This is a genomic window from Clostridioides sp. ZZV14-6153, assembly GCF_020657855.1.
In the GTDB taxonomy this organism is placed as follows: domain Bacteria; phylum Bacillota; class Clostridia; order Peptostreptococcales; family Peptostreptococcaceae; genus Clostridioides.
This window is the reverse complement of record NZ_JAGWCZ010000025.1, coordinates 1-18,844: the sequence shown is the minus strand read 5'-3', so window position 1 is coordinate 18,844 and position 18,844 is coordinate 1. Positions and strand designations below refer to the sequence as shown.

General features: G+C 28.3%; 19 protein-coding genes and 1 pseudogene. 17 read left to right on the top strand and 3 right to left on the bottom strand.

Annotated elements, in window-relative coordinates; translation table 11 throughout:
* The first annotated feature begins 7 nt into the window (after positions 1-7).
* The 12 genes from KGF46_RS18685 (at position 8) to KGF46_RS18630 (ending at position 12,623) form a co-directional block, all read left to right on the top strand.
* On the top strand, positions 8-1,168 hold the full coding sequence (locus KGF46_RS18685; protein ID WP_227830287.1) for an ABC transporter permease: 1,161 nt from the start codon (positions 8-10) through the stop codon (positions 1,166-1,168).
* 118 nt (positions 1,169-1,286) lie between these two features.
* Positions 1,287-1,478 (top strand): hypothetical protein, encoded by a 192-nt coding sequence (locus KGF46_RS18680; protein WP_227830286.1) that lies wholly within the window; start codon positions 1,287-1,289, stop codon positions 1,476-1,478.
* A gap of 577 nt (positions 1,479-2,055) precedes the next feature.
* Positions 2,056-2,898 carry a BglG family transcription antiterminator LicT gene (gene licT, locus KGF46_RS18675; RefSeq protein WP_227830285.1) on the top strand — a complete coding sequence of 281 codons (843 nt, stop codon included), beginning with the start codon at positions 2,056-2,058 and terminating at the stop codon, positions 2,896-2,898.
* A 145-nt stretch (positions 2,899-3,043) separates the two neighbouring features.
* Positions 3,044-4,972, top strand: a complete 1,929-nt coding sequence (locus tag KGF46_RS18670) for a beta-glucoside-specific PTS transporter subunit IIABC (RefSeq protein ID WP_227850587.1) — start codon at positions 3,044-3,046, stop codon at positions 4,970-4,972.
* Positions 4,973-5,032: 60 nt separating this feature from the next.
* Complete coding sequence (locus KGF46_RS18665; RefSeq protein ID WP_227842955.1) at positions 5,033-6,460, top strand: 6-phospho-beta-glucosidase; 1,428 nt, start codon at positions 5,033-5,035, stop codon at positions 6,458-6,460.
* 297 nt (positions 6,461-6,757) lie between these two features.
* Positions 6,758-7,534: a nitroreductase family protein gene (locus tag KGF46_RS18660; RefSeq protein ID WP_227830282.1), complete on the top strand. Its 777-nt coding sequence runs from the start codon at positions 6,758-6,760 to the stop codon at positions 7,532-7,534.
* 15 nt (positions 7,535-7,549) lie between these two features.
* Positions 7,550-7,915 carry an ArsR/SmtB family transcription factor gene (locus tag KGF46_RS18655; RefSeq protein ID WP_227830281.1) on the top strand — a complete coding sequence of 122 codons (366 nt, stop codon included), beginning with the start codon at positions 7,550-7,552 and terminating at the stop codon, positions 7,913-7,915.
* Positions 7,916-8,361: 446 nt separating this feature from the next.
* Positions 8,362-8,703 (top strand): helix-turn-helix domain-containing protein, encoded by a 342-nt coding sequence (locus KGF46_RS18650; protein ID WP_227842956.1) that lies wholly within the window; start codon positions 8,362-8,364, stop codon positions 8,701-8,703.
* 399 nt (positions 8,704-9,102) lie between these two features.
* Positions 9,103-10,248 (top strand): M56 family metallopeptidase, encoded by a 1,146-nt coding sequence (locus KGF46_RS18645; RefSeq protein WP_227861574.1) that lies wholly within the window; start codon positions 9,103-9,105, stop codon positions 10,246-10,248.
* A 251-nt stretch (positions 10,249-10,499) separates the two neighbouring features.
* On the top strand, positions 10,500-10,874 hold the full coding sequence (locus tag KGF46_RS18640; protein ID WP_227842958.1) for a BlaI/MecI/CopY family transcriptional regulator: 375 nt from the start codon (positions 10,500-10,502) through the stop codon (positions 10,872-10,874).
* Positions 10,858-12,015 (top strand): M56 family metallopeptidase, encoded by a 1,158-nt coding sequence (locus KGF46_RS18635; protein WP_413927291.1) that lies wholly within the window; start codon positions 10,858-10,860, stop codon positions 12,013-12,015. The genes KGF46_RS18640 and KGF46_RS18635 overlap by 17 nt, the downstream gene beginning before the upstream one ends.
* A 26-nt stretch (positions 12,016-12,041) precedes the next feature.
* Positions 12,042-12,623, top strand: a complete 582-nt coding sequence (locus tag KGF46_RS18630; RefSeq protein WP_227842959.1) for a peptidoglycan-binding domain-containing protein — start codon at positions 12,042-12,044, stop codon at positions 12,621-12,623.
* A gap of 73 nt (positions 12,624-12,696) precedes the next feature.
* On the opposite strand, the pseudogene KGF46_RS20450 reads toward KGF46_RS18630, so the two are convergent.
* Together KGF46_RS20450 and KGF46_RS18620 are read right to left on the bottom strand one after the other, a co-directional pair.
* Positions 12,697-12,872 (bottom strand): annotated as a pseudogene (locus KGF46_RS20450) (IS3 family transposase).
* A 677-nt stretch (positions 12,873-13,549) separates the two neighbouring features.
* Positions 13,550-13,780 (bottom strand): hypothetical protein, encoded by a 231-nt coding sequence (locus KGF46_RS18620; protein ID WP_227842960.1) that lies wholly within the window; start codon positions 13,778-13,780, stop codon positions 13,550-13,552.
* Between the two features lie 16 nt (positions 13,781-13,796).
* On the opposite strand from KGF46_RS18620, the gene KGF46_RS20445 reads away from it, so the two are divergent.
* The 5 genes from KGF46_RS20445 to KGF46_RS18595 all read left to right on the top strand — a co-directional run bounded on the left by KGF46_RS20445 (position 13,797) and on the right by KGF46_RS18595 (position 18,424).
* Positions 13,797-14,066 carry a helix-turn-helix transcriptional regulator gene (locus KGF46_RS20445; RefSeq protein WP_413894769.1) on the top strand — a complete coding sequence of 90 codons (270 nt, stop codon included), beginning with the start codon at positions 13,797-13,799 and terminating at the stop codon, positions 14,064-14,066.
* Positions 14,067-14,219, top strand: coding sequence for a hypothetical protein (locus tag KGF46_RS20440; protein ID WP_413927290.1), 153 nt, complete (start codon positions 14,067-14,069; stop codon positions 14,217-14,219).
* Positions 14,220-14,254: 35 nt separating this feature from the next.
* Positions 14,255-14,743, top strand: coding sequence for a DUF3139 domain-containing protein (locus KGF46_RS20435; RefSeq protein WP_413927289.1), 489 nt, complete (start codon positions 14,255-14,257; stop codon positions 14,741-14,743).
* Positions 14,744-15,805: 1,062 nt separating this feature from the next.
* Complete coding sequence (locus KGF46_RS18600; protein ID WP_227854948.1) at positions 15,806-17,014, top strand: hypothetical protein; 1,209 nt, start codon at positions 15,806-15,808, stop codon at positions 17,012-17,014.
* Between the two features lie 30 nt (positions 17,015-17,044).
* Positions 17,045-18,424: a M20 family metallopeptidase gene (locus tag KGF46_RS18595; protein WP_227838973.1), complete on the top strand. Its 1,380-nt coding sequence runs from the start codon at positions 17,045-17,047 to the stop codon at positions 18,422-18,424.
* A 161-nt stretch (positions 18,425-18,585) separates the two neighbouring features.
* Here KGF46_RS18595 and KGF46_RS18590 read toward each other — a convergent pair.
* The coding region (locus tag KGF46_RS18590) for a transposase (RefSeq protein WP_227854949.1) at positions 18,586-18,844 on the bottom strand (259 nt) is incomplete at its 5' end.

Genomic DNA, 18,844 nt, shown 5'->3' with positions numbered 1-18,844 from the left:
GGCGTATATGAATATTTTCCAAATAATTAAGATGGCATTAGGAGAAATCAAAGCTAATAAACTACGTTCATTTCTTACTATATTAGGTATATCAATTGGTACAGCCAGTGTAATTTTATTCGTTACAATATCTATAGGTAGTAAACAAAGTATGTATAAAAGTTTTGAATCAAAGCCACTAGATTTAATAACTGCAAGTGTATATGGAGATAAAAAAATAAATGAATTTGATATAAAAGTATTAAAAAGTAGTTCGAATGTAAAAGAAATATCTCCAGAAATAAGTGATTCAGCAACTGTGAGTTACGATAAAAAAGATAGCAAAAAAAGTATAGTTGGAACGGATGAAAACTATTCAAAACTAAATAACACTGAAATTAAGAGTGGTAGATTTATTATGCCAATTGATAATGATAAATCAACTAAAGTTGTAGTATTAGGTAGTAAGGTTTCCAGTGAATTATTCCCTAAAGGAGATGCACTTGGAAAAACAATAAATATTAAGTCTATACCATACAAAGTTATAGGCGTATTAAGTAAGATTGATGAAACTTATAATAGCCCAGAAGATGATACTATATATATGCCTTATAAAACAGCACAAATTGTTTTAGGAATAAGTGACATATCTAAATTAAATGTACAATCTACTTCAAATGATAGTGTTACAAATACAATGGATGAAATAAAAGCTCACTTTACTAGAAAGGGTATGACACCAAACGATTCTTATGTATCAAGTAATAAAGAAATGATAGATTCAATGAAATCAATGGATGCTACTATGAACCTAATGGTAGGAGCAATAGCAAGTGTATCTTTATTCGTAGCAGGGATAGGTATAATGAACATGATGCTAGTATCTGTAACTGAGAGGACTAAAGAAATAGGTATAAGAAAAGCTTTAGGGTCTCCTAGAAACTTTATACTAGTACAGTTCTTAGTAGAATCTCTTACAATAAGCTTAATAGGTGGAATAGTAGGATCTTCAATAGGTATACTTGGGTCATTCCCAATACTAGGAACAATGGGGGCTGAGCCTTATATAGCATGGAATGTGGTATTTGCTGCAGTTGGATTTGCCATATTTATGGGAGTAGTATTTGGAATATCCCCTGCAAATAAAGCATCTAAGTTACAACCAATAGTAGCACTTAAATCAGAATAAAATTATACATCAAATAATTTGTTAGATAATTAATCTATTATTTAGCAAATCTAATAAATATTAGTTTTATGAAAAAGGTAATAAAATAAAAAATATATAAAATAAAAGGAGAGAAAAAATGAAATTTAATAAGAAATTTACAGCAGCAGTAATAGTATCAATGGTAGCTCTTAGCGTAATTGGATGTGAAGGTAAGAAGGAAATAAATAATACACCAAAAGAAACAGAGCAACAGAATAATTTACCAAAACCAAGCGAGGAACAAGTAGAAAAAGGTCTTGAAGATGGAACAATAGGACGTGATCAATAAAAAATATATATGATTACATCAAATACTTTAGTATAATGTAAAACATAAAAATAAACCTAGTAGCTAATAACAAGATATTGGGTTTATTTTTATTTTATATAATTAATATTTAATAAAAATCAGTGGTATACTTATCTTTAATATACAAAATATGTACACTTATAAATAAAGTTAGCATTACTTATTATATAATAAGTAGATGGATATTTTATAATCCCAACTAATAAGCTTAAAATATATAAATATATCGCCAACACGTTGTTAAAGCAACAGATGCAGTCGTTGTCGATATGAAATAGAGTATCTAAATATGGCTTAAACGAAGCAAATTTTTTAATAGAAAGAAAATTATGGTGAGAGTAACAAAGCAAGCTTATAGCTTCTTTGCATATAAAGATGAAATATATTCAAAGAAAACGTTGACAAAATATGTCTAATGTTTTATTATAATAATTGGAATTAGGTAGTAATTGTTTAAGTACAAGCTAAGCTTATTCATTAATAATAGCAGTATCCTTGGAAGGATTGTGCCCATTATTATGGATAAGCTTTTTTTATGCTCAAAAGGAGGATAATCGTGATAATTAATAAGATATTAAATAATAACGTTGTAATCACATTAGATGACAATGATGAAGAAATTATTGTCATGGGTAAAGGCATTGGTTATCAAAAATCAAAAGGCGATTTAATAGATAAAACTAAAGTAAACAAAGTATTTAGGATATCAAATAAAGAAATATCAAATAAGTTACAAGAATTACTTAATAATATTCCTATGGAGCACATGAAATTATCAAGTGAAATTATAGAGTATGCACAAATAAAATTAAACAAGAAATTAAATGAAAGTATTTATATATCATTAAGTGACCATACATATTCTGCAATTCAAAGAATGAAAGAAGGGATAAACGTAAAGAATGCAATACTTTGGGAAACTAAGAGATTCTATAAAGAAGAGTTTGAAATTGGAATGAAAGCACTTGATGTTATTGAAAGCAAAACAGGTGTAAAATTACCTGAAGATGAAGCTGGATTTATAGCATTTCATATAGTAAATGCTCAGTTAAGTGAAGGTCATACCTTGGCATATGATATTACAAAGTTAATACAAGAAGTACTTAGTATAGTTAGATATCATTTTAGAATAGAATTTCATGAGGATTCTGTATTTTATTATAGATTTATAATGCATCTTAAATTTTTTGCCCAGAGATTACTTTCAAATAGTGTGCATGAAGGTGAGACAGATAAAGAATTATTAATCATTATTAAGTCTAAATATAATAAAGAGTTTGAATGTGTAGTTAAGATTAAAAATTTTATTAAAAAACAATATAACTACATATTAACAGATGATGAACTTATATATTTAACAATACATTTAGCTAAAGTAGTTAAAGATTCAAATATGTAAGATGAATAATTTTTCAGTAGTATATAGTAAGAGTTATTGAAAGGAGTGATACTAACAAAATTATACCTATGGTTGGATGGTAACATTGAGTTGGCCAAACCTTCAAATTTCAAAAAATTTATTTAAAAGAAATATGGAGGAGAAAATGGAAAAATACAAACAATTAGCACAAAGCATAGTAAAAAATGTTGGTGGAAAAGAAAACATTAGTGGATTAGTACACTGTATTACAAGATTACGTTTTAATTTGAAAGATGAAAGTATAGCAAATGATGATGTATTGAAAAATATGGAAGGTATTGTTACTGTAATGAAAAGTGGAGGACAATATCAAGTAGTTATAGGAAATCATGTTGAGGCTGTCTATAAAGATATAGTTGAAATAATTGACTTAGATGACTCAAGTACAAATTCAGAAAATAAAAAATCAGGTAGTATGCTAGATAAAGGTATAGATATAATATCAGGGATTTTTCAGCCAGTACTAGGAATAATGGCAGCCTGTGGGATGTTAAAAGGATTTAACGCTTTATTTGTAGCAATGGGATTATATAGTGATTTATCTGGTGGATATATGGTAATAAATGCAGCAGGAGATGCATTATTTACATTCCTTCCTTTATTTTTAGGATATACTTCAGCTAAGAAATTTGGGCTAAAACCAATGTTGGGATTAGCACTAGGAGCTGCAATGTGTTATCCTGCGATACAAGGCAGTAGTATATCAGCAGGTGCAGATGTGATGTACACTTTATTTAAAGGAACAATGTTTGCATCACCAGTATATATTGATTTCTTTGGACTACCAATGATATCAATTGATTACACTGGGACAGTTGTACCAATTATATTTATAGTGTATTTTGCATCTAAGTGTGAAAAATTATTTAATAAGATTGTTCCAGACTTAGTTAAGTTTTTCTTTGTGCCAATGCTTACATTATTAGTAACAGTACCTGTTGCACTTATAGTTATAGGCCCTATAGCAACATTTGGTTCTACACTTATTTCGCAAATTGTAATTTCGATAAGAGATTTTAGTCCACTATTAGCAGGTGCTATAGTAGGGTTCACTTGGCAAATTCTTGTTATTTTTGGTATGCACTGGGGATTCATTCCTGTATATATAAATAATGTTATGACTTTAGGATACGATAATGTTATGATGCCATTCTTTGCTTGTACATTTGCAAGTTCAGCAGTCGTATTAGCGATATTCTTCAAGACTAAAGACAAGAAATTAAAAGAGATGGCAATACCAAACTTTATATCTGGTATATTTGGAGTTACAGAGCCAGCAATTTATGGAATATTATTACCTTTAAAGAAGCCATTTATAATAAGTTGTATTGCTAGTGGTATTGGAGGAGCTTTCTACGGATTCTTTAATCTTAGAAAGTTTATAACTGGAGGGATGGGAATATTCGAACTTCCAGCAATGATTGAACCAGATGGAGGAATGGGTAATTTAATAGTAGCTCTTTCTGGTATAGCTATATCAATGGTTGTAGCTTTTGGATTAACTATGGTTTTATATAAAGAAAAGGAAGCAAGAGAAGCTAAAGAAGTAAAAAATAATGTAAAAGAGGAAACAAAAGAGGTTAAGTCTGCTAAATTAGAAAAAGAAATAGTAGTAAGCCCTATAAAAGGTGAAGTCTTAAATTTAAGCGATATAGAGGATGCAGCATTTGCATCTGGTGTACTAGGTCAAGGTGTAGCAATAATACCTAGTGATGGAAAAGTAGTTGCACCAGTAGATGGAGTGGTTACAACCTTATTTCCTAGTCTACATGCTATAGGAATTCTTTCAGATACAGGTGTTGAAGTGCTTATTCATATTGGATTAAATACTATTCAGTTAGAAGGAAGAGGTTTTGAGGCATGTATAAAGCAAGGTGATAGAATTACAAAAGGTCAAACGATATTAAACTTTGATATTGATGCAATAAAAGAGTCAGGGTATAGTGTTGTAACTCCAATTGTTATTACCAATTCATCACAATTTTTAGATGTAGTAGAAACAGAAAGTAAGAGTACTGAATTAGAGGGCAATCTGATTACGGTTATATTTTAGTAAAAAACTAAGGCATTAGCATAAGTTAATGCCTTAGTTATAATTTTAGGAGGCTTAACTATGAGTTTTAAAAAAGATTTTCTATGGGGAGGAGCTACTGCAGCTAATCAATGTGAGGGTGGATATAATAAAGACGGAAGAGGATTAGCAAATGTAGATGTATGTCCAACCGGAAAAGATAGGACAGCAGTTATTACAGGTAAATTAAAAATGTTTGATTTTGATGCTGAACATTATTATCCAGCTCAAACTGGTATTGATATGTACCATAATTATAAAGAAGATATAAAGCTATTTGGTGAAATGGGATTTAAAGTATATAGAATGAGTATTGCATGGAGTAGAATATTTCCAAAAGGTGATGAAGAAACACCAAATGAAAAGGGGCTTCAATTTTATGAAAATATATTTAAAGAATGTAAAAAATATGGAATAGAGCCACTAGTTACTATTACACATTTTGATTGTCCAATGTATTTAATTGAAAAGTATGGTGCATGGCGTAATCGTAAAATGATAGGTTTCTATGAGAAACTATGTAATGTTATCTTTAGAAGATATAAAGGCTTAGTTAAATATTGGTTAACTTTTAATGAAATAAACATGATTTTACATGCTCCATTTATGGGTGCTGGTATTTGTTTTGAAGAAGGCGAAGATACTGAAAAGATAAAATATCAGGCTGCTCATCATGAACTTGTAGCTAGTGCAATTGCAACTAAAATAGCACATGAAGTTGATTCAAATAACTTAGTTGGTTGTATGTTTGCAGCTGGAAGTGTATATCCTTATAGTTGCAATCCTAATGATGTATGGGAAGCTACAAAGTTAGATAGAGAAAATTATTTCTTTGTAGATGTACAATCTAGAGGAAAATATCCTAACTATGCATTAAAGTATATGGAGCAAAAAGGTATTACACCAGAAATGGAACCTGGTGACATTGAATTATTGAATAAATATACAGTAGATTTTATTTCATTCTCATATTACAACAGTCGTTGTGTTAGAACTGATGAAAATGCAGATGATGTAGCTGAAGGAAATATATTTACATCTGCTAAAAATCCATATCTTTCATACAGCCAATGGGGATGGCCAATTGATCCATTAGGTCTAAGAATTACATTAAATCATGTATATGATAGATATGAAAAGCCACTATTTATTGTAGAAAATGGATTAGGTGCAAAAGATATAGCTGATGAAAATGGTTATGTAGAAGATGATTACAGAATTGATTATTTAAGAGAACATATAAAAGCGATGTATGACGCAGTTTCTATAGATGGTGTAGATTTATTAGGTTATACTACATGGGGTCCTATTGATTTAGTAAGTGCTGGCACAGGTGAAATGGAAAAGCGTTACGGATTTATATATGTAGATAGAGATAATATCGGTAATGGAAGTTTGAGAAGGGCGAAAAAGAAAAGCTTTGAATGGTATAAGAAAGTAATTGCTTCAAATGGTGAAGATTTATATTAAATAAGAAGAATATAAAAATAATAGTGGTATAATTTTTTCTCTGTAGCAGGATTCACGAAGAGATTTGCTGAAAAGAGAGATAATTTATTTTGTACCAAGAGATGAAAAAGTCGAGCTTAAATTCTAAGCTTGTCTTTTTTTATTAAATATAACTTATAATGCTTTAAAATTTATGAAAAACTTATTCAATAGATATATTAAAAATTCAATGGTAATCAAATTCTTTACCAATGAATATAAAATGTATTTGAGTGTTATAATAGTTTAAACTAATGAACGAAAGGGAGAGGAGTGCATATGAAATATCAACATATAATTGAAGTTAATAAAGACCTTTGTATTGGATGTGGACTTTGTAAAAATGATTGTCCAGTAAATAATATAGTTATAGAAAATAAAAAATCAGTAATTAAAAAGCAAGACTGTCTAATGTGTGGACACTGTGCAGCAATCTGTCCCAAAGAAGCTATTACACTGACAGGATTTGATGAACCACCAATAGAACTTACAAATAAGCCAAGCTTAGACTCAGATGAATTACTAATGGCAATTAAATCTAGAAGGAGTATCAGAAAATTTAAAGATAAAGAAGTTTCTTCAGAAATTGTAAAGCAAATTATTGAGGCAGGTAGATACACACCTAGTGCTAAAAATTCACAAGATGTATCATATATTGTTTTGGACAATAAAAAAGCAATGTATGAAAAGGAGGCAGTGAGATTTTTTAGAAAAATCAAACCGATTGCAAACATTGCTGTTAAATATTCAAAGGAAATTGAGATTGATGATAACTTTTTCTTCAAGCATGCTCCTATTGCAATAATGATAATTACAAAAGATAAGATTAGTGGTTCACTTGCAGCATCTAATATGGCACTAATGGCAGAATCTTATGGTCTGGGGGTTTTATTTAGTGGATATTTTTCAGATGTAGCAAATAACTCGCCAAAGTTAAAAAAGTTTCTAAGTTTAAAACACAAGAATCATGTTCTTACAACGCTAGTTATTGGATATCCAGATGTTAAATATAGACGTACTGCACAAAAAGAGGCAGCAAGTGTTAGATACTTATAAGATATGGAGGATTTTATGGAAAAAGAATGTCAGCAAAGAATAGAAGAAATAACATCTAAATTTAAAGACTGTCGTAAAGCTATTTCTGCTATGGGTGATGAAACTAGACAGTTAATTTTAATAACACTCCTAGAGAGTGACTTCAATGGTATACGAGTAGGAGAAATTACAGAAAAAACACATCTTTCTCGCCCTGCAGTATCTCATCATCTTAAAATATTGAAAGAAGCAGAAATTGTTAATGTACGTAGAGAAGGGACTAAAAACTATTATTATCTTGATTCAAAAAAATCGCAATGGAAATCACTAACAGAGCTAATAAATCTTATATTTGTTGGAATACAAGATATTGGTGAAAATGATGTAAGAAAAGGTGAGTAAAGTAAAGTGATTTAGCACAAAGGGGTTGTCTCAAAATTGATTTTTTTCTAATCAAACTTTAAGTTCAACTCCTCTAAAATTGGGCTAAGTAGTCTTACTGAATCATCCTTGAGAATAATTGTTTCAATGCTAATGGCAATACTACTTATTTATAACACCCATATCTGATATAATAAAAATGTTGTTTTTGTTTTTTCACAGGACAATTATCACATAGATTAGGGGTTCTTAGGAACCCTTTTTTTGTTTTTTATACAAAAAAGGATATGATTCAAATTTTTATTTTGAGACATCTCCGTTTCAGATAATTTCATTTGATAAGCATAGAATATTTTTAAAAATATATTCTATTAGATACTTTTAGACCTATTAGAGTATTAAAAATGTATACTTTAAAATATATACTAATTAATAAGAATTATATAAAAATAGGAGATTATAATAAATTGAATTTAAGTTATTTAGGAGAAAGAATAAGAAAGCGTAGAAAAGAATTAGGAATTACAATAGAGCAATTAGCAGAGAAAATTGATATAGGATACAATCATTTAAGTAATATTGAACGAGGTAAGAAGATACCTAGCTTAGAAACACTTATTAAAATAGTAAATGCTTTAGATACAACAGCAGATATAATTCTTAAAGATTCTGTTGAATATGCAAAACCTCATTTACAGAATGATATAATAAAAGGTCTAGAAAATTTAGATTCAAAAGGATTAAGAATTGTCTCAGAGGTTTTGTCTGTTTTAATAAAAAATCTAAATGAAGCTAAGAACAATGAGTAGAAGAGAGTTATTTAAGCATGATAACTCTTTTTTAAAAATGTTTTTATATATCACTCCTCATCTTTCCAGCTTCTTACCCAATGCTCCAATTTATTTAGTTTTTCTTTGGTTAAATGTCCGTCTTTATGCAATGTAGAAATTGAATGGATAAATTTATTATTATGTTTTTTTGACGAGTTGTTTTATTACCCTTAACACTTGCTTATATCTTTCTTTTAACTTTTTAAGTTGCATTTTATACTTCTATTAAGATATTATCTTTAATAGTATAGTTATTTTTTTAAAACATCCACAGGTAAGTATTTCCATATTTGTCTTAATGTATTATTGTATATATAAGATAAATATATATTAAATTATAAAGTAAAAAGTTATTTTATTGAGGGGTAAGGTAATTGTATGAATTATTTATTTGATTGTATAATAAAAACAACAATTATAAGCAGTATTTATATTTGCTTATTACTATTATTAAAAGTACGTTTATTTAAAGTATTTAGTAAGAGATTTAACTATTACATTTGGTTAATCATTATACTAAGAATGATATTTTTCTTTTTCAGTTATTCTATAGACTTTACTAAAGAGGCATCAAAAAATTATATTTTAATTGACAATATTACGAATCTTGATACTAAGATTAGTCCAAGTTTAAATATTTCATTTTGTTTATTATTGATTTGGATAGTTGGAGCTATATTCTCTTATTCTAATATGTTATATAAATATGTAAAATTTAAAAATCTAATTATTGATACCTCTTTTGACGTAGAAGATGAATACATAAATAATATTTACAAGGATTTATTAGTTGAACTAAATATAAAAAAGAATATACCTTTAAGATACACAGACGAGTTATCAAGTCCAGCTGGTATGGGTTTATTTAAGTCATATGTATTATTACTAGATTTACCATACGACAAAGATAAAATATACTGGATTTTGAAACATGAATTAACACATTTTAAAAATAAAGATATACTAATAAAATTCTTAGTAGCATTTACAAGAAGCTTATATTGGTTTGATCCACTTGTTTATATTATGAGTAGAAGAATTTCTGCGGATTGTGAACTTTGTTGTGATGAAAGTGTTTTAAATAATTGTTCTATAAAAGAGAAAAAATCTTATGGCATGACTTTACTTCAATCAATAGAGCTCTCTAATTTTAATGAAGGAGGTTTATTGACAACAGAGTTTAATAAATCAGATTTAGAGGTAAGACTTGAAAATATTATAAAGAGTAAAGGTAAAAATGGTATTATATTAGCAATATTAATATTTATAATTTCAAGTACTTCTTTTTTGGAAATTAATGCCTTAGAACCTATACAAAAAAATATACACTCTGAAAATAAAGCTAACACTGAGAATGATGGCCTTAAATTTTCAGAGACTATAGATTATACATATGCAACTGCTCCAGAAAAATACAGAAAAATGTATGAGGAAACTTGTGAGAAACTAGGTACAACTCCTCAGGATTCAGATATAATAGAAGTCTCTACTAAAGATGAAAAAGGTCTTATAAAAATTGAATAAAAATACAAAAATTTAAAAAATAAAAGCATCTTTAAATTAAATATGCTTTTATTTTGTGTTTAAAGGTATCTCCAAGTATCTATCATTTTCAAACTTGATTTTCTTGGATTTTATTAAGAAATTCAATATAAATTTAAAATAAAATTATGTTAAATTTCTTGACATATATTTTGTTTTTATTCCTAAAAATTTTTATTTGACTCTTTTGATCTAGTTTTGTAGTATTAGAGTATAGGGGGGGGCAGATAACTATGTTAAAACAAATACCAGAAGCAGAATTAAAGATTATGAAGTTTATATGGGAAATAAATGAGACAGTAATATCTAAAGATGTTATCTACGCAATGGAACAAAGATATGGTTGGAAACAAACAACAACACTTACGCTTTTAGCCAGACTTGTTAAAAGGAAATTTTTAGAAGCTAATAAAATAGATAGATATACTCATTACATAATTATTGTGGGTGAAGAAGAATATAAAGATTTTGTAACCGAGTTATTCTGTAAAAATATTCATGACAATTCAATTAAAAGCTTTCTTACTTCATTTCTTAACAACAAAACAATATCAAAAGAAAAAGTAGAGTCTTTTAGTGAACTTTTCAGAGATGATGAAGATGAATAATTGTGTTAACTATTTAGTTTACAATATTTTAAAAACAGTTATTATAAGTAGTATTAGCATTTGTATATTAATATTTTTAAAAACATTTTTCTTTAAAAAATTTAGTAAAAAATTTAATTACTATATTTGGTTGATTATTATTTTTAGAATGTTATTTTTTATGTTTAATTATTCAGTAAATTTTTTTACAGATACACCACAAAAATATTTTCTTATTAATAACATATCTAATCTTAATAATAATATAAAAGAAGAAATAAGTATTTCTTTTTTTATATTATTAATTTTTGCAATTGGAACGATAATATATTTATACTGTGTATTATCTAAATATTTAAAATTTAAAGACTTAATTATTGATACTTCTTTCGAAATAGAAAATGAAAGTATCAATAACATTTATCATAATTTATTATCTGAATTAAATATTAAGCAAAATATAACCCTAAGATATACAGAAGAACCAGAAAGCCCAGCAGGTATGGGGTTATTTAAGTCATATATACTTTTACCTGATTTACCATATAGTGCAGATGAAGTATATTGGATTTTAAAACATGAATTAACTCACTTTAAAAACAAAGATATATTAATAAAATTTTTAGTAGTATTTATAAAAGGCTTATATTGGTTTAATCCATTTGTATTCATAATGAGCAAAAAAATTTCAATTGATTGTGAACTTTGTTGTGATGAAAGTGTTCTAAATAATTGTTCTCTAAAAGAGAAAAAATCTTATGGTATGACTTTACTCAAATCAATAGAGCTTTCTAACATTACTTGTAGCGGATTGTTAACAACAGAATTTAATAAACCAGATTTGGAAGTAAGACTTGAAAATATTATAAATCAGAAAGGCAAAAGTGGCATTATATCAGGAATATTAATCTTTATAATTACAAGCACATCTTTTTTAGAAATTAATGCTTTAGAAACCATACATAAAAACATACCATCTGAAAATAAAGCTGATTCTGAGTACCTTGGTCTTAAGTTTGCAGAAACTATAGATTATACATATGAAACTGCACCAGAGAAATATCGAAAAATGTATGAAGAAACTTGTAAAGTTTTAGGTGAAATTCCAAGAAAGTCTGATAAAATAGAAGTATCTACTAAAAGTAATACAACTATTAAGTAGAAATACAATTATTTTAGGGGGATTTTATGTTAAAAAAAGTTCTAACACTTTTCTGTTGTTTAATGCTTACATTTACAAGTGTAGCATTCGCAGAGCAAAAAGACGATAATACAAATAAAAGTGAGTCGTCTATAATCTATTTCCAAAGCTCTGGATACACATTTAAGTATGAAACTGCACCACAAGAAGTTAAAGAATACTATGAACAAAAATGTCAGGAATTAAATATAGACCCTGACCCAAATGCTGAAATATTTATTCCAGATAATAAAAGTATTCTTAGTTCAGAAGATGAGAGTATGGGAACATATTCACAACATTATGGAAAATATGACCCAGATAAGGCAACTATTACTATATCAGGTGACAAAAACTATACAATAAGTACTCGTACACTCGTTGGTTATGGTCATGTTACAAAAGGAAATAATGTTCACTGTGTACAACTACTGTTACGTGAGCTAAATTATGACATTGGTTTAGATAGTTCATTTGGTCCTGCCACATATAATGCAGTAAAACACTTCCAAAGAGGTCATGGTCTAACTTCAGATGGAGTTGTTGGATACAATACTTATGATGTCATGGCAAATCTTTTACGTATGTAATTACATAACTATAAAAGACACTTTATTAATGAACTGAGCTCTTTATATCGTACATCAAAAAACCACAGAATGATTACGGAACCATAAGATGATTCTTGTATTGTGCAGGAGTCATCTTTTTTAATATCCATTGTTCCCTTTTATTATTATATATTCTATGTAATTTGATACAATATTTTCTACCTCATCAAAGCTCCTACATGTTTCATAACCAGCTTTATCTTTTAAGTGACCAAAAAACGACTCCATTGTGGCATTGTCCAAACAATTTCCTTTTCTTGACATAGACTGTATTAAATTAGCTTTTTTACATGCAGATATAAATTTTGAATATATTCCTTGGTCAGAATGAATCATACAACCTTCCAAATCATTTTTTGAATACTTATCACTTATGTCTTTGATTGGTCGTAGGCTTAAATTCATAGATAAATTTTGAGAGGTATGATAAGAAAGTATTTCCCTTGTTGTAACATCTTTTACTGCATCTAAATATGCTATATTTCAATTTGAATAGTGTAAATAGGTAATATCCGTTAGCAACACATTTAAAGGATTACTTTGAATAAAGTTTCTTTTTAAAATATTTTTCATTACTCTATGTTATTTAGTAGCAGTAGTTATATCAGTTTAACCAATGATAGTAGCCTGAACGGCTTACATTGGCTATTTTACAAAGTTCTTTTATTGTCATTTTTGGTAAAGATTTATCTTCTTTATTTAATTTTATGTATTGTTCAAAAGTGTTTTTTATTTCCAGAAACTTTATTTATTTTATCATGGTCCTTTCCAGAACATCTATATTTTTTTAAAACTATTTTCCATTTCAAGATATTTGATTCTTGTTTTTACTCGTTTCAACTCATCTTTACATTTGTTTTCTTTTTTAGATTTAGTTTTCTACTTGATTTAGATACAAGAGAGGCTTAGCCTTGTTTTAAGTAGATTTTTCTCCATTTTCGAAGACAATCTTTTGGTTTATCAAATCCTATTATTTTTAAATCAATACATGCTTCTAAAAATATATCCTTTGTGAATCTAGTTTTTTCAAGGTTTTCTCTAACAGCATATAGTTTAAATTCTTTTGATATAAATATATACATGAATGTTAAGATTAGTTGATAGAATTTAAGCAATAAATCTAATACTATAAACATAGGAGGCATGAAAAATATGATTAATACGAATTTGAAAAAACTAAGAAAAATCCATCAGTACACACAAGAGGAATTAGCTGAAAAACTTAATATATCTAGACAATCAGTAGCAAAATGGGAAAAAGGCGAATCTGCTCCTGATATAGATAGTTGCATTAAACTTGCAAAATTGTACAATGTCAAACTAGATGACTTAGTTAATCATTCAGAAGAAAAAATAGGTATTGTAATACCACCTAAAGGAAAATTTTTCTTTGGAGCTGTCGTAGTTGGTGAACGTGGTTAGATTGTTATTCCAAAAGAAGCAAGGGATGTATTTAATATAAACGCAGGAGATAAATTATTGATACTAGGATATGAAGAAAGAGGATTAGGAATTGTTCATCAACATGATTTGATAAATTTTATAGGTCATATGGGAGTAATAGGTAAAGAATAGTAATTTTAAAAAAATTATAAAAGGATGGATAAAATATGAGTAAAATAGTATTTTTTAGTATTCCTGCATATGTTCACACTAATCCTACAGTTGAAGTAGTTCGTGAATTGGTAGATAGAGGGGATGAGGTATTGTATTATTCTTTTAATGAATTTAAAGATAAAATTGAAGGTGCTGGAGCAAAATTTATTTGCTGTGATAAATATCTTCCAGAATTACATCCTGGAGACGAGAAAAAAATTGGGAAGGATTTTTCTGGGTTAATTGAGATGATAGTAGATACTACTATATCTTTTTTATTAGTATTAATTATAAGTATTGTAGGTATAACAGGGAGTGTTGTATATAACAATTACTTTAAACCATGGAAGGATGCTGAAATATATATTAATAAATATATGGTAAAGCAAGATATTTCAGAAGATAATATAAAGAGTATTACAAAAGAAAAAGCAAAGAAAGCAAGCTACAAAGGAATACTATACAGAGTATATTACAAAGATGACCCTCAATATGAATATTAGTATTTTTATAGTGATGATTATTATGCTCTATATGTAAATAAAGTTATGTTACAGATTTATGATATGGAAAATAATAATAAACTTTTAAAAAGCAATGAAGAATTAAAAAGTGTGAAGCATCCACCAATTTATCTTAAAGATGATAGGGATAAATAGGTTCATGACAAAATAGGGTGATTTTTATGGAAATTTACTTGAATATAGTACTATCACGTTTAAATAAAAATAAACTTAGGACTTTATATACTGACATAGAATTTATAGTCACTAAAAAATTTTGTAGTATTTAAGTATAAAGTACATAGTGATATAAGAAGATTAAGACTAATTTTAAAACTATAAATTTGCAATTTATTGTCAGAATATATTGACAAAAGTAAAGTTTGAAATTATAATTTATATAAAGAATAGTTTGACAAAATAAAAACTAGTGACTTTATATTTTAGTAAATTTATTTTTTATTGCTAATTTAAGAATAATTTAGGACTACTATAGACATATAGTTTATCATTGATTTAATATGACAAATAATTGTTATTTCTAGGAATACGATTTCTAAAGTCGCTAGATATAGTCTAATTTAAAGAGGGGAGGTATTAGCAGATACAAATTTGTACCTAAAGAAGACTTAAAAGAAATAATTAAAATAAGGTATCTTTTAACAATAGTAATAGGTATGTTATTAATTTATATTAGCTATTTTAAGAATAATTTAAGACGTATATAAAGCGTAAATTATATATCTAATATTAAATAAAGACAAGTCTTCCAACATGTATATTAAAATTGAAGATAGTTGTAGTACAATTCTGCATTTATAAAATAATGTAGAAAGTCAAAAATTGAAAAGAAGTCTAGTAAATTAATGATTATGGTAAATATTTAAAAAGTTAACTATAAGTTATATTTATTTAGATATTTTAGGAATAATTTAAGACGTATAAAAATATCATCAAAAAATATCAAACTGTGCTATATGTAGTTAATAATAACTACAGAATATACATTTTATAATTATTGTTTTATTGATAAAAAATTATTATATTTAGGAGGAAACAACAATGGAAAATTTTTGGAATCCGCTTACTTGCTTTACTGTATGTGTAATGATTTATGCTTTTAGTGAGTTTTTATCTAAGAAAACAAAAGGTGCAATTTCAACATTGCTATTTGTATGTATTATATTTTTATTAGGATTTTGGACTAATATTCTACCAAAAGATGTTACAGGAGCATCGGGGATATTAGCTGCGATGAGTAACTTTGGTATAGCATTATTAATAACTAACTTAGGAACACTTATAAACCTTGAAGACTTATGCCATGAATGGAAAACAGTTGTAATTGCATTAGTAGGTATTGTAGGCATAGCGGTTGGTTGTTTCACAGTTGGTAGTATGTTATTTGGTAGAGAGTATGCTTTAATAGCAGCACCTCCAATAGCAGGTTCTACTATTGCTGGTATTATTGTAACAACGGTTGCAGAAGCAGCAAATAGACCTGAACTTGCAGCATTTGTAATTCTAGTATTGTCATTTCAAAAATTCTTTGGTATTCCTATAACAACATATTGTATAAATAAAGAATTAAAATTTAAAAGAGATAGGGGAGATTTCTTAAGGGATGAATCAAAAAGTAATTTTAAGCTTCCAAGTATGAGAATTTTTAAAGAAGAGTCAAATAAAAAATCATCTACATTAGTATATCTTGCAAAACTTTCATTTGTTGCTATGATTGGTAACTTTGTAGGCTTGGCTACTTTAATACCAGGATTTACTCCTTCAAACTATTATTTAAATCCAAATATAGCATGTTTGTTAGTAGGGCTAATTTTTACACGAATAGGATTTTTAGAAAAAGGAATTTTAGATAAATCTCAATCTAATGGGATTATAATGTTTGGTTGTATGTTAATGTTACCTGGAGGACTTGCTAAGGTAACTCCAACAGCACTATTTGCAATGATTGTTCCAACTATAGGAATACTAGTTATAGGAGCTATATTCATAATACTATTTACTGCAATTGTAGGAAAGTTATTAGGATATTCTCCAAGAATGTCAGCAGCGATTGGTGTAACTTGTATGCTTGCTTATCCAGCAACACAGATAATTTCTAATGAAGGTATTGATGCTATGGAAGGAAGTGTAGAAGAAAAGCAAAGGGCAACAGATTATTTATTACCAAAAATGATTATAGGAGGATTTGTTACTGTAACTATTGCTTCAGTGGCATTTGCTAGTATAATAGGTCCACTTATATTTGGTTAATATGAAATAGATTTATGGGAGGTAAAGTTAATGATAGGAAGTATATCTATAAGAGAGATAGATGAAAAAAGACTTAAACTTGATGATTTGAGTAAGAAAATATGGAAAAATCCAGAAAAAGCATTTAAAGAGTTCAAAGCATGTGAAAATACAGCAAATTTTCTAAGAAGTGAAGGATTTGATGTGGAAGTAGGGGTAGGAGGTTTAGCTACAGCTATTAAGGCTAGTTTTGGCTCAGGGAAACCAGTTATAGGTTTTATGGGAGAGTTTGATGCATTACCTGGTTTAAACCAAAAAGTTTCAACAAAGCAAGAAGCATTTGAATTGGGAGCTTGTGGTCATGGATGTGGACATAATTTATTATGTACTGCGCATGTAGGAGCGGTAATAGGACTTAAAAAAGAAATGATAGAAAATAATTTAAGAGGAACTATAGTTTTTTATGCATGTCCAGGAGAAGAACAATTAACAGGTAAAGGATTTATGGCTAGAGGCGGTGCATTTGAAGGTCTAGACTTAGCTATAAATTTCCATCCAAATAAAATTAGTGAAGCTACAGTGGGTATATCAACAGCTGTTAATTCTGTAAAATTCCATTTTAAGGGGATAACTGCACATGCAGGGTCAGACCCTCAAAATGGAAGAAGTGCTTTAGATGCTGTAGAACTTACTAATGTAGGAGCTAATTATCTGAGAGAGCATGTTACTTCTGATGTAAGAATTCATTATACTATTACAGATGGAGGAGTGGCACCTAACATAGTTCCTGATAAAGCATCAGTATGGTATTACACAAGAGCTTTGAGTAGAGAAGCTGTAGAAAATACATATGAAAGACTTATAAAGGTAGCAAAAGGAGCTGCAATGATGACTGAGACTGAGGTTGAAGTAGAGTTTTTAGGAGGATGCTATAATACTTTAAACAATCATGTTCTAGCAAATCTTGTGTCAGAATGTATGGATGATATTACACAAGAGCCTTGGACTCAAGATGAATTGGATTTTGCAGCTGAATTAGATAGACAAAGCCCACAACAATATGAGGCTATGATAAGTAAATATAATTTACCAGAAGGAACTCACCTATATTATGGAGGAGGAAATGTTACGAACTTTAATAGCTATGGCTCTACTGATATTGGAGATGTAATGCATATAGTTCCTACAGCATACTTTTTTACAGGATGTACAAACATAGGTGCACCTGGGCATAGTTGGCAGTTTACATCTTGTGCAGGAAGTTCTATTGGAGAAAAAGGTATGATATATGCAGCAAAAATTATGGCTATGTTTGGAGCTAAAATATTAAACAATCCAGAGATAGCTAAAAAGGCAAAAGAAGAATTCGATAAATCAATGAATGGGAAAACATATAAGTGTCCTATTCCAAAGGATATTCCCACTCCTTAAAAGATATATAAAGTTTAAAATACAGTTTAATAGACAATAACTTGAACTACTCCACCTTAATTACCTTCGGTAATGTTTGAAGGTGGAGATTCATATTCGATAGCACTTTTGCACTAAGCATTCATAGGCTCTAAGGGCTGTTCCATCCCCACTAATCTTAATCATTCTTTTAGTATATTTATGCTGGCATTTATATCTCTGTCATTCTGTGTATGGCACTCTGAACAAACCCACTTTCTAAGTGATAAGTTTTTTACATCTTTATTTCTATGACCACATACACTGCATAACTGACTTGATGGATATGTATTTCCTATCACAGAAATTAATCTCCCATACCAAATAGCTTTATACTCAAGTAACCTTCTAAATTCATACCAACTAACTTCACTTATTGCACCTGCTAATTTATGATTCTTA

Excerpts from the sequence above, each read along its gene's own strand:
- KGF46_RS20445 (WP_413894769.1), top strand. The coding sequence starts at position 13,797 with ATGATTAATACGAATTTGAAAAAACTAAGAAAAATCCATCAGTACACA.
- KGF46_RS20435 (WP_413927289.1), top strand. The coding sequence starts at position 14,255 with ATGAGTAAAATAGTATTTTTTAGTATTCCTGCATATGTTCACACTAAT.
- KGF46_RS18600 (WP_227854948.1), top strand. The coding sequence starts at position 15,806 with ATGGAAAATTTTTGGAATCCGCTTACTTGCTTTACTGTATGTGTAATG.
- KGF46_RS18685 (WP_227830287.1), top strand. The coding sequence starts at position 8 with ATGAATATTTTCCAAATAATTAAGATGGCATTAGGAGAAATCAAAGCT.
- KGF46_RS18655 (WP_227830281.1), top strand. The coding sequence starts at position 7,550 with ATGGAAAAAGAATGTCAGCAAAGAATAGAAGAAATAACATCTAAATTT.
- KGF46_RS18635 (WP_413927291.1), top strand. The coding sequence starts at position 10,858 with ATGATGAAGATGAATAATTGTGTTAACTATTTAGTTTACAATATTTTA.
- KGF46_RS18670 (WP_227850587.1), top strand. The coding sequence starts at position 3,044 with ATGGAAAAATACAAACAATTAGCACAAAGCATAGTAAAAAATGTTGGT.
- KGF46_RS18640 (WP_227842958.1), top strand. The coding sequence starts at position 10,500 with ATGTTAAAACAAATACCAGAAGCAGAATTAAAGATTATGAAGTTTATA.
- KGF46_RS18620 (WP_227842960.1), bottom strand. The coding sequence starts at position 13,780 with ATGTTTATAGTATTAGATTTATTGCTTAAATTCTATCAACTAATCTTA.
- KGF46_RS18660 (WP_227830282.1), top strand. The coding sequence starts at position 6,758 with ATGAAATATCAACATATAATTGAAGTTAATAAAGACCTTTGTATTGGA.
- KGF46_RS18665 (WP_227842955.1), top strand. The coding sequence starts at position 5,033 with ATGAGTTTTAAAAAAGATTTTCTATGGGGAGGAGCTACTGCAGCTAAT.
- KGF46_RS18680 (WP_227830286.1), top strand. The coding sequence starts at position 1,287 with ATGAAATTTAATAAGAAATTTACAGCAGCAGTAATAGTATCAATGGTA.
- KGF46_RS18645 (WP_227861574.1), top strand. The coding sequence starts at position 9,103 with ATGAATTATTTATTTGATTGTATAATAAAAACAACAATTATAAGCAGT.
- KGF46_RS18630 (WP_227842959.1), top strand. The coding sequence starts at position 12,042 with ATGTTAAAAAAAGTTCTAACACTTTTCTGTTGTTTAATGCTTACATTT.
- KGF46_RS18595 (WP_227838973.1), top strand. The coding sequence starts at position 17,045 with ATGATAGGAAGTATATCTATAAGAGAGATAGATGAAAAAAGACTTAAA.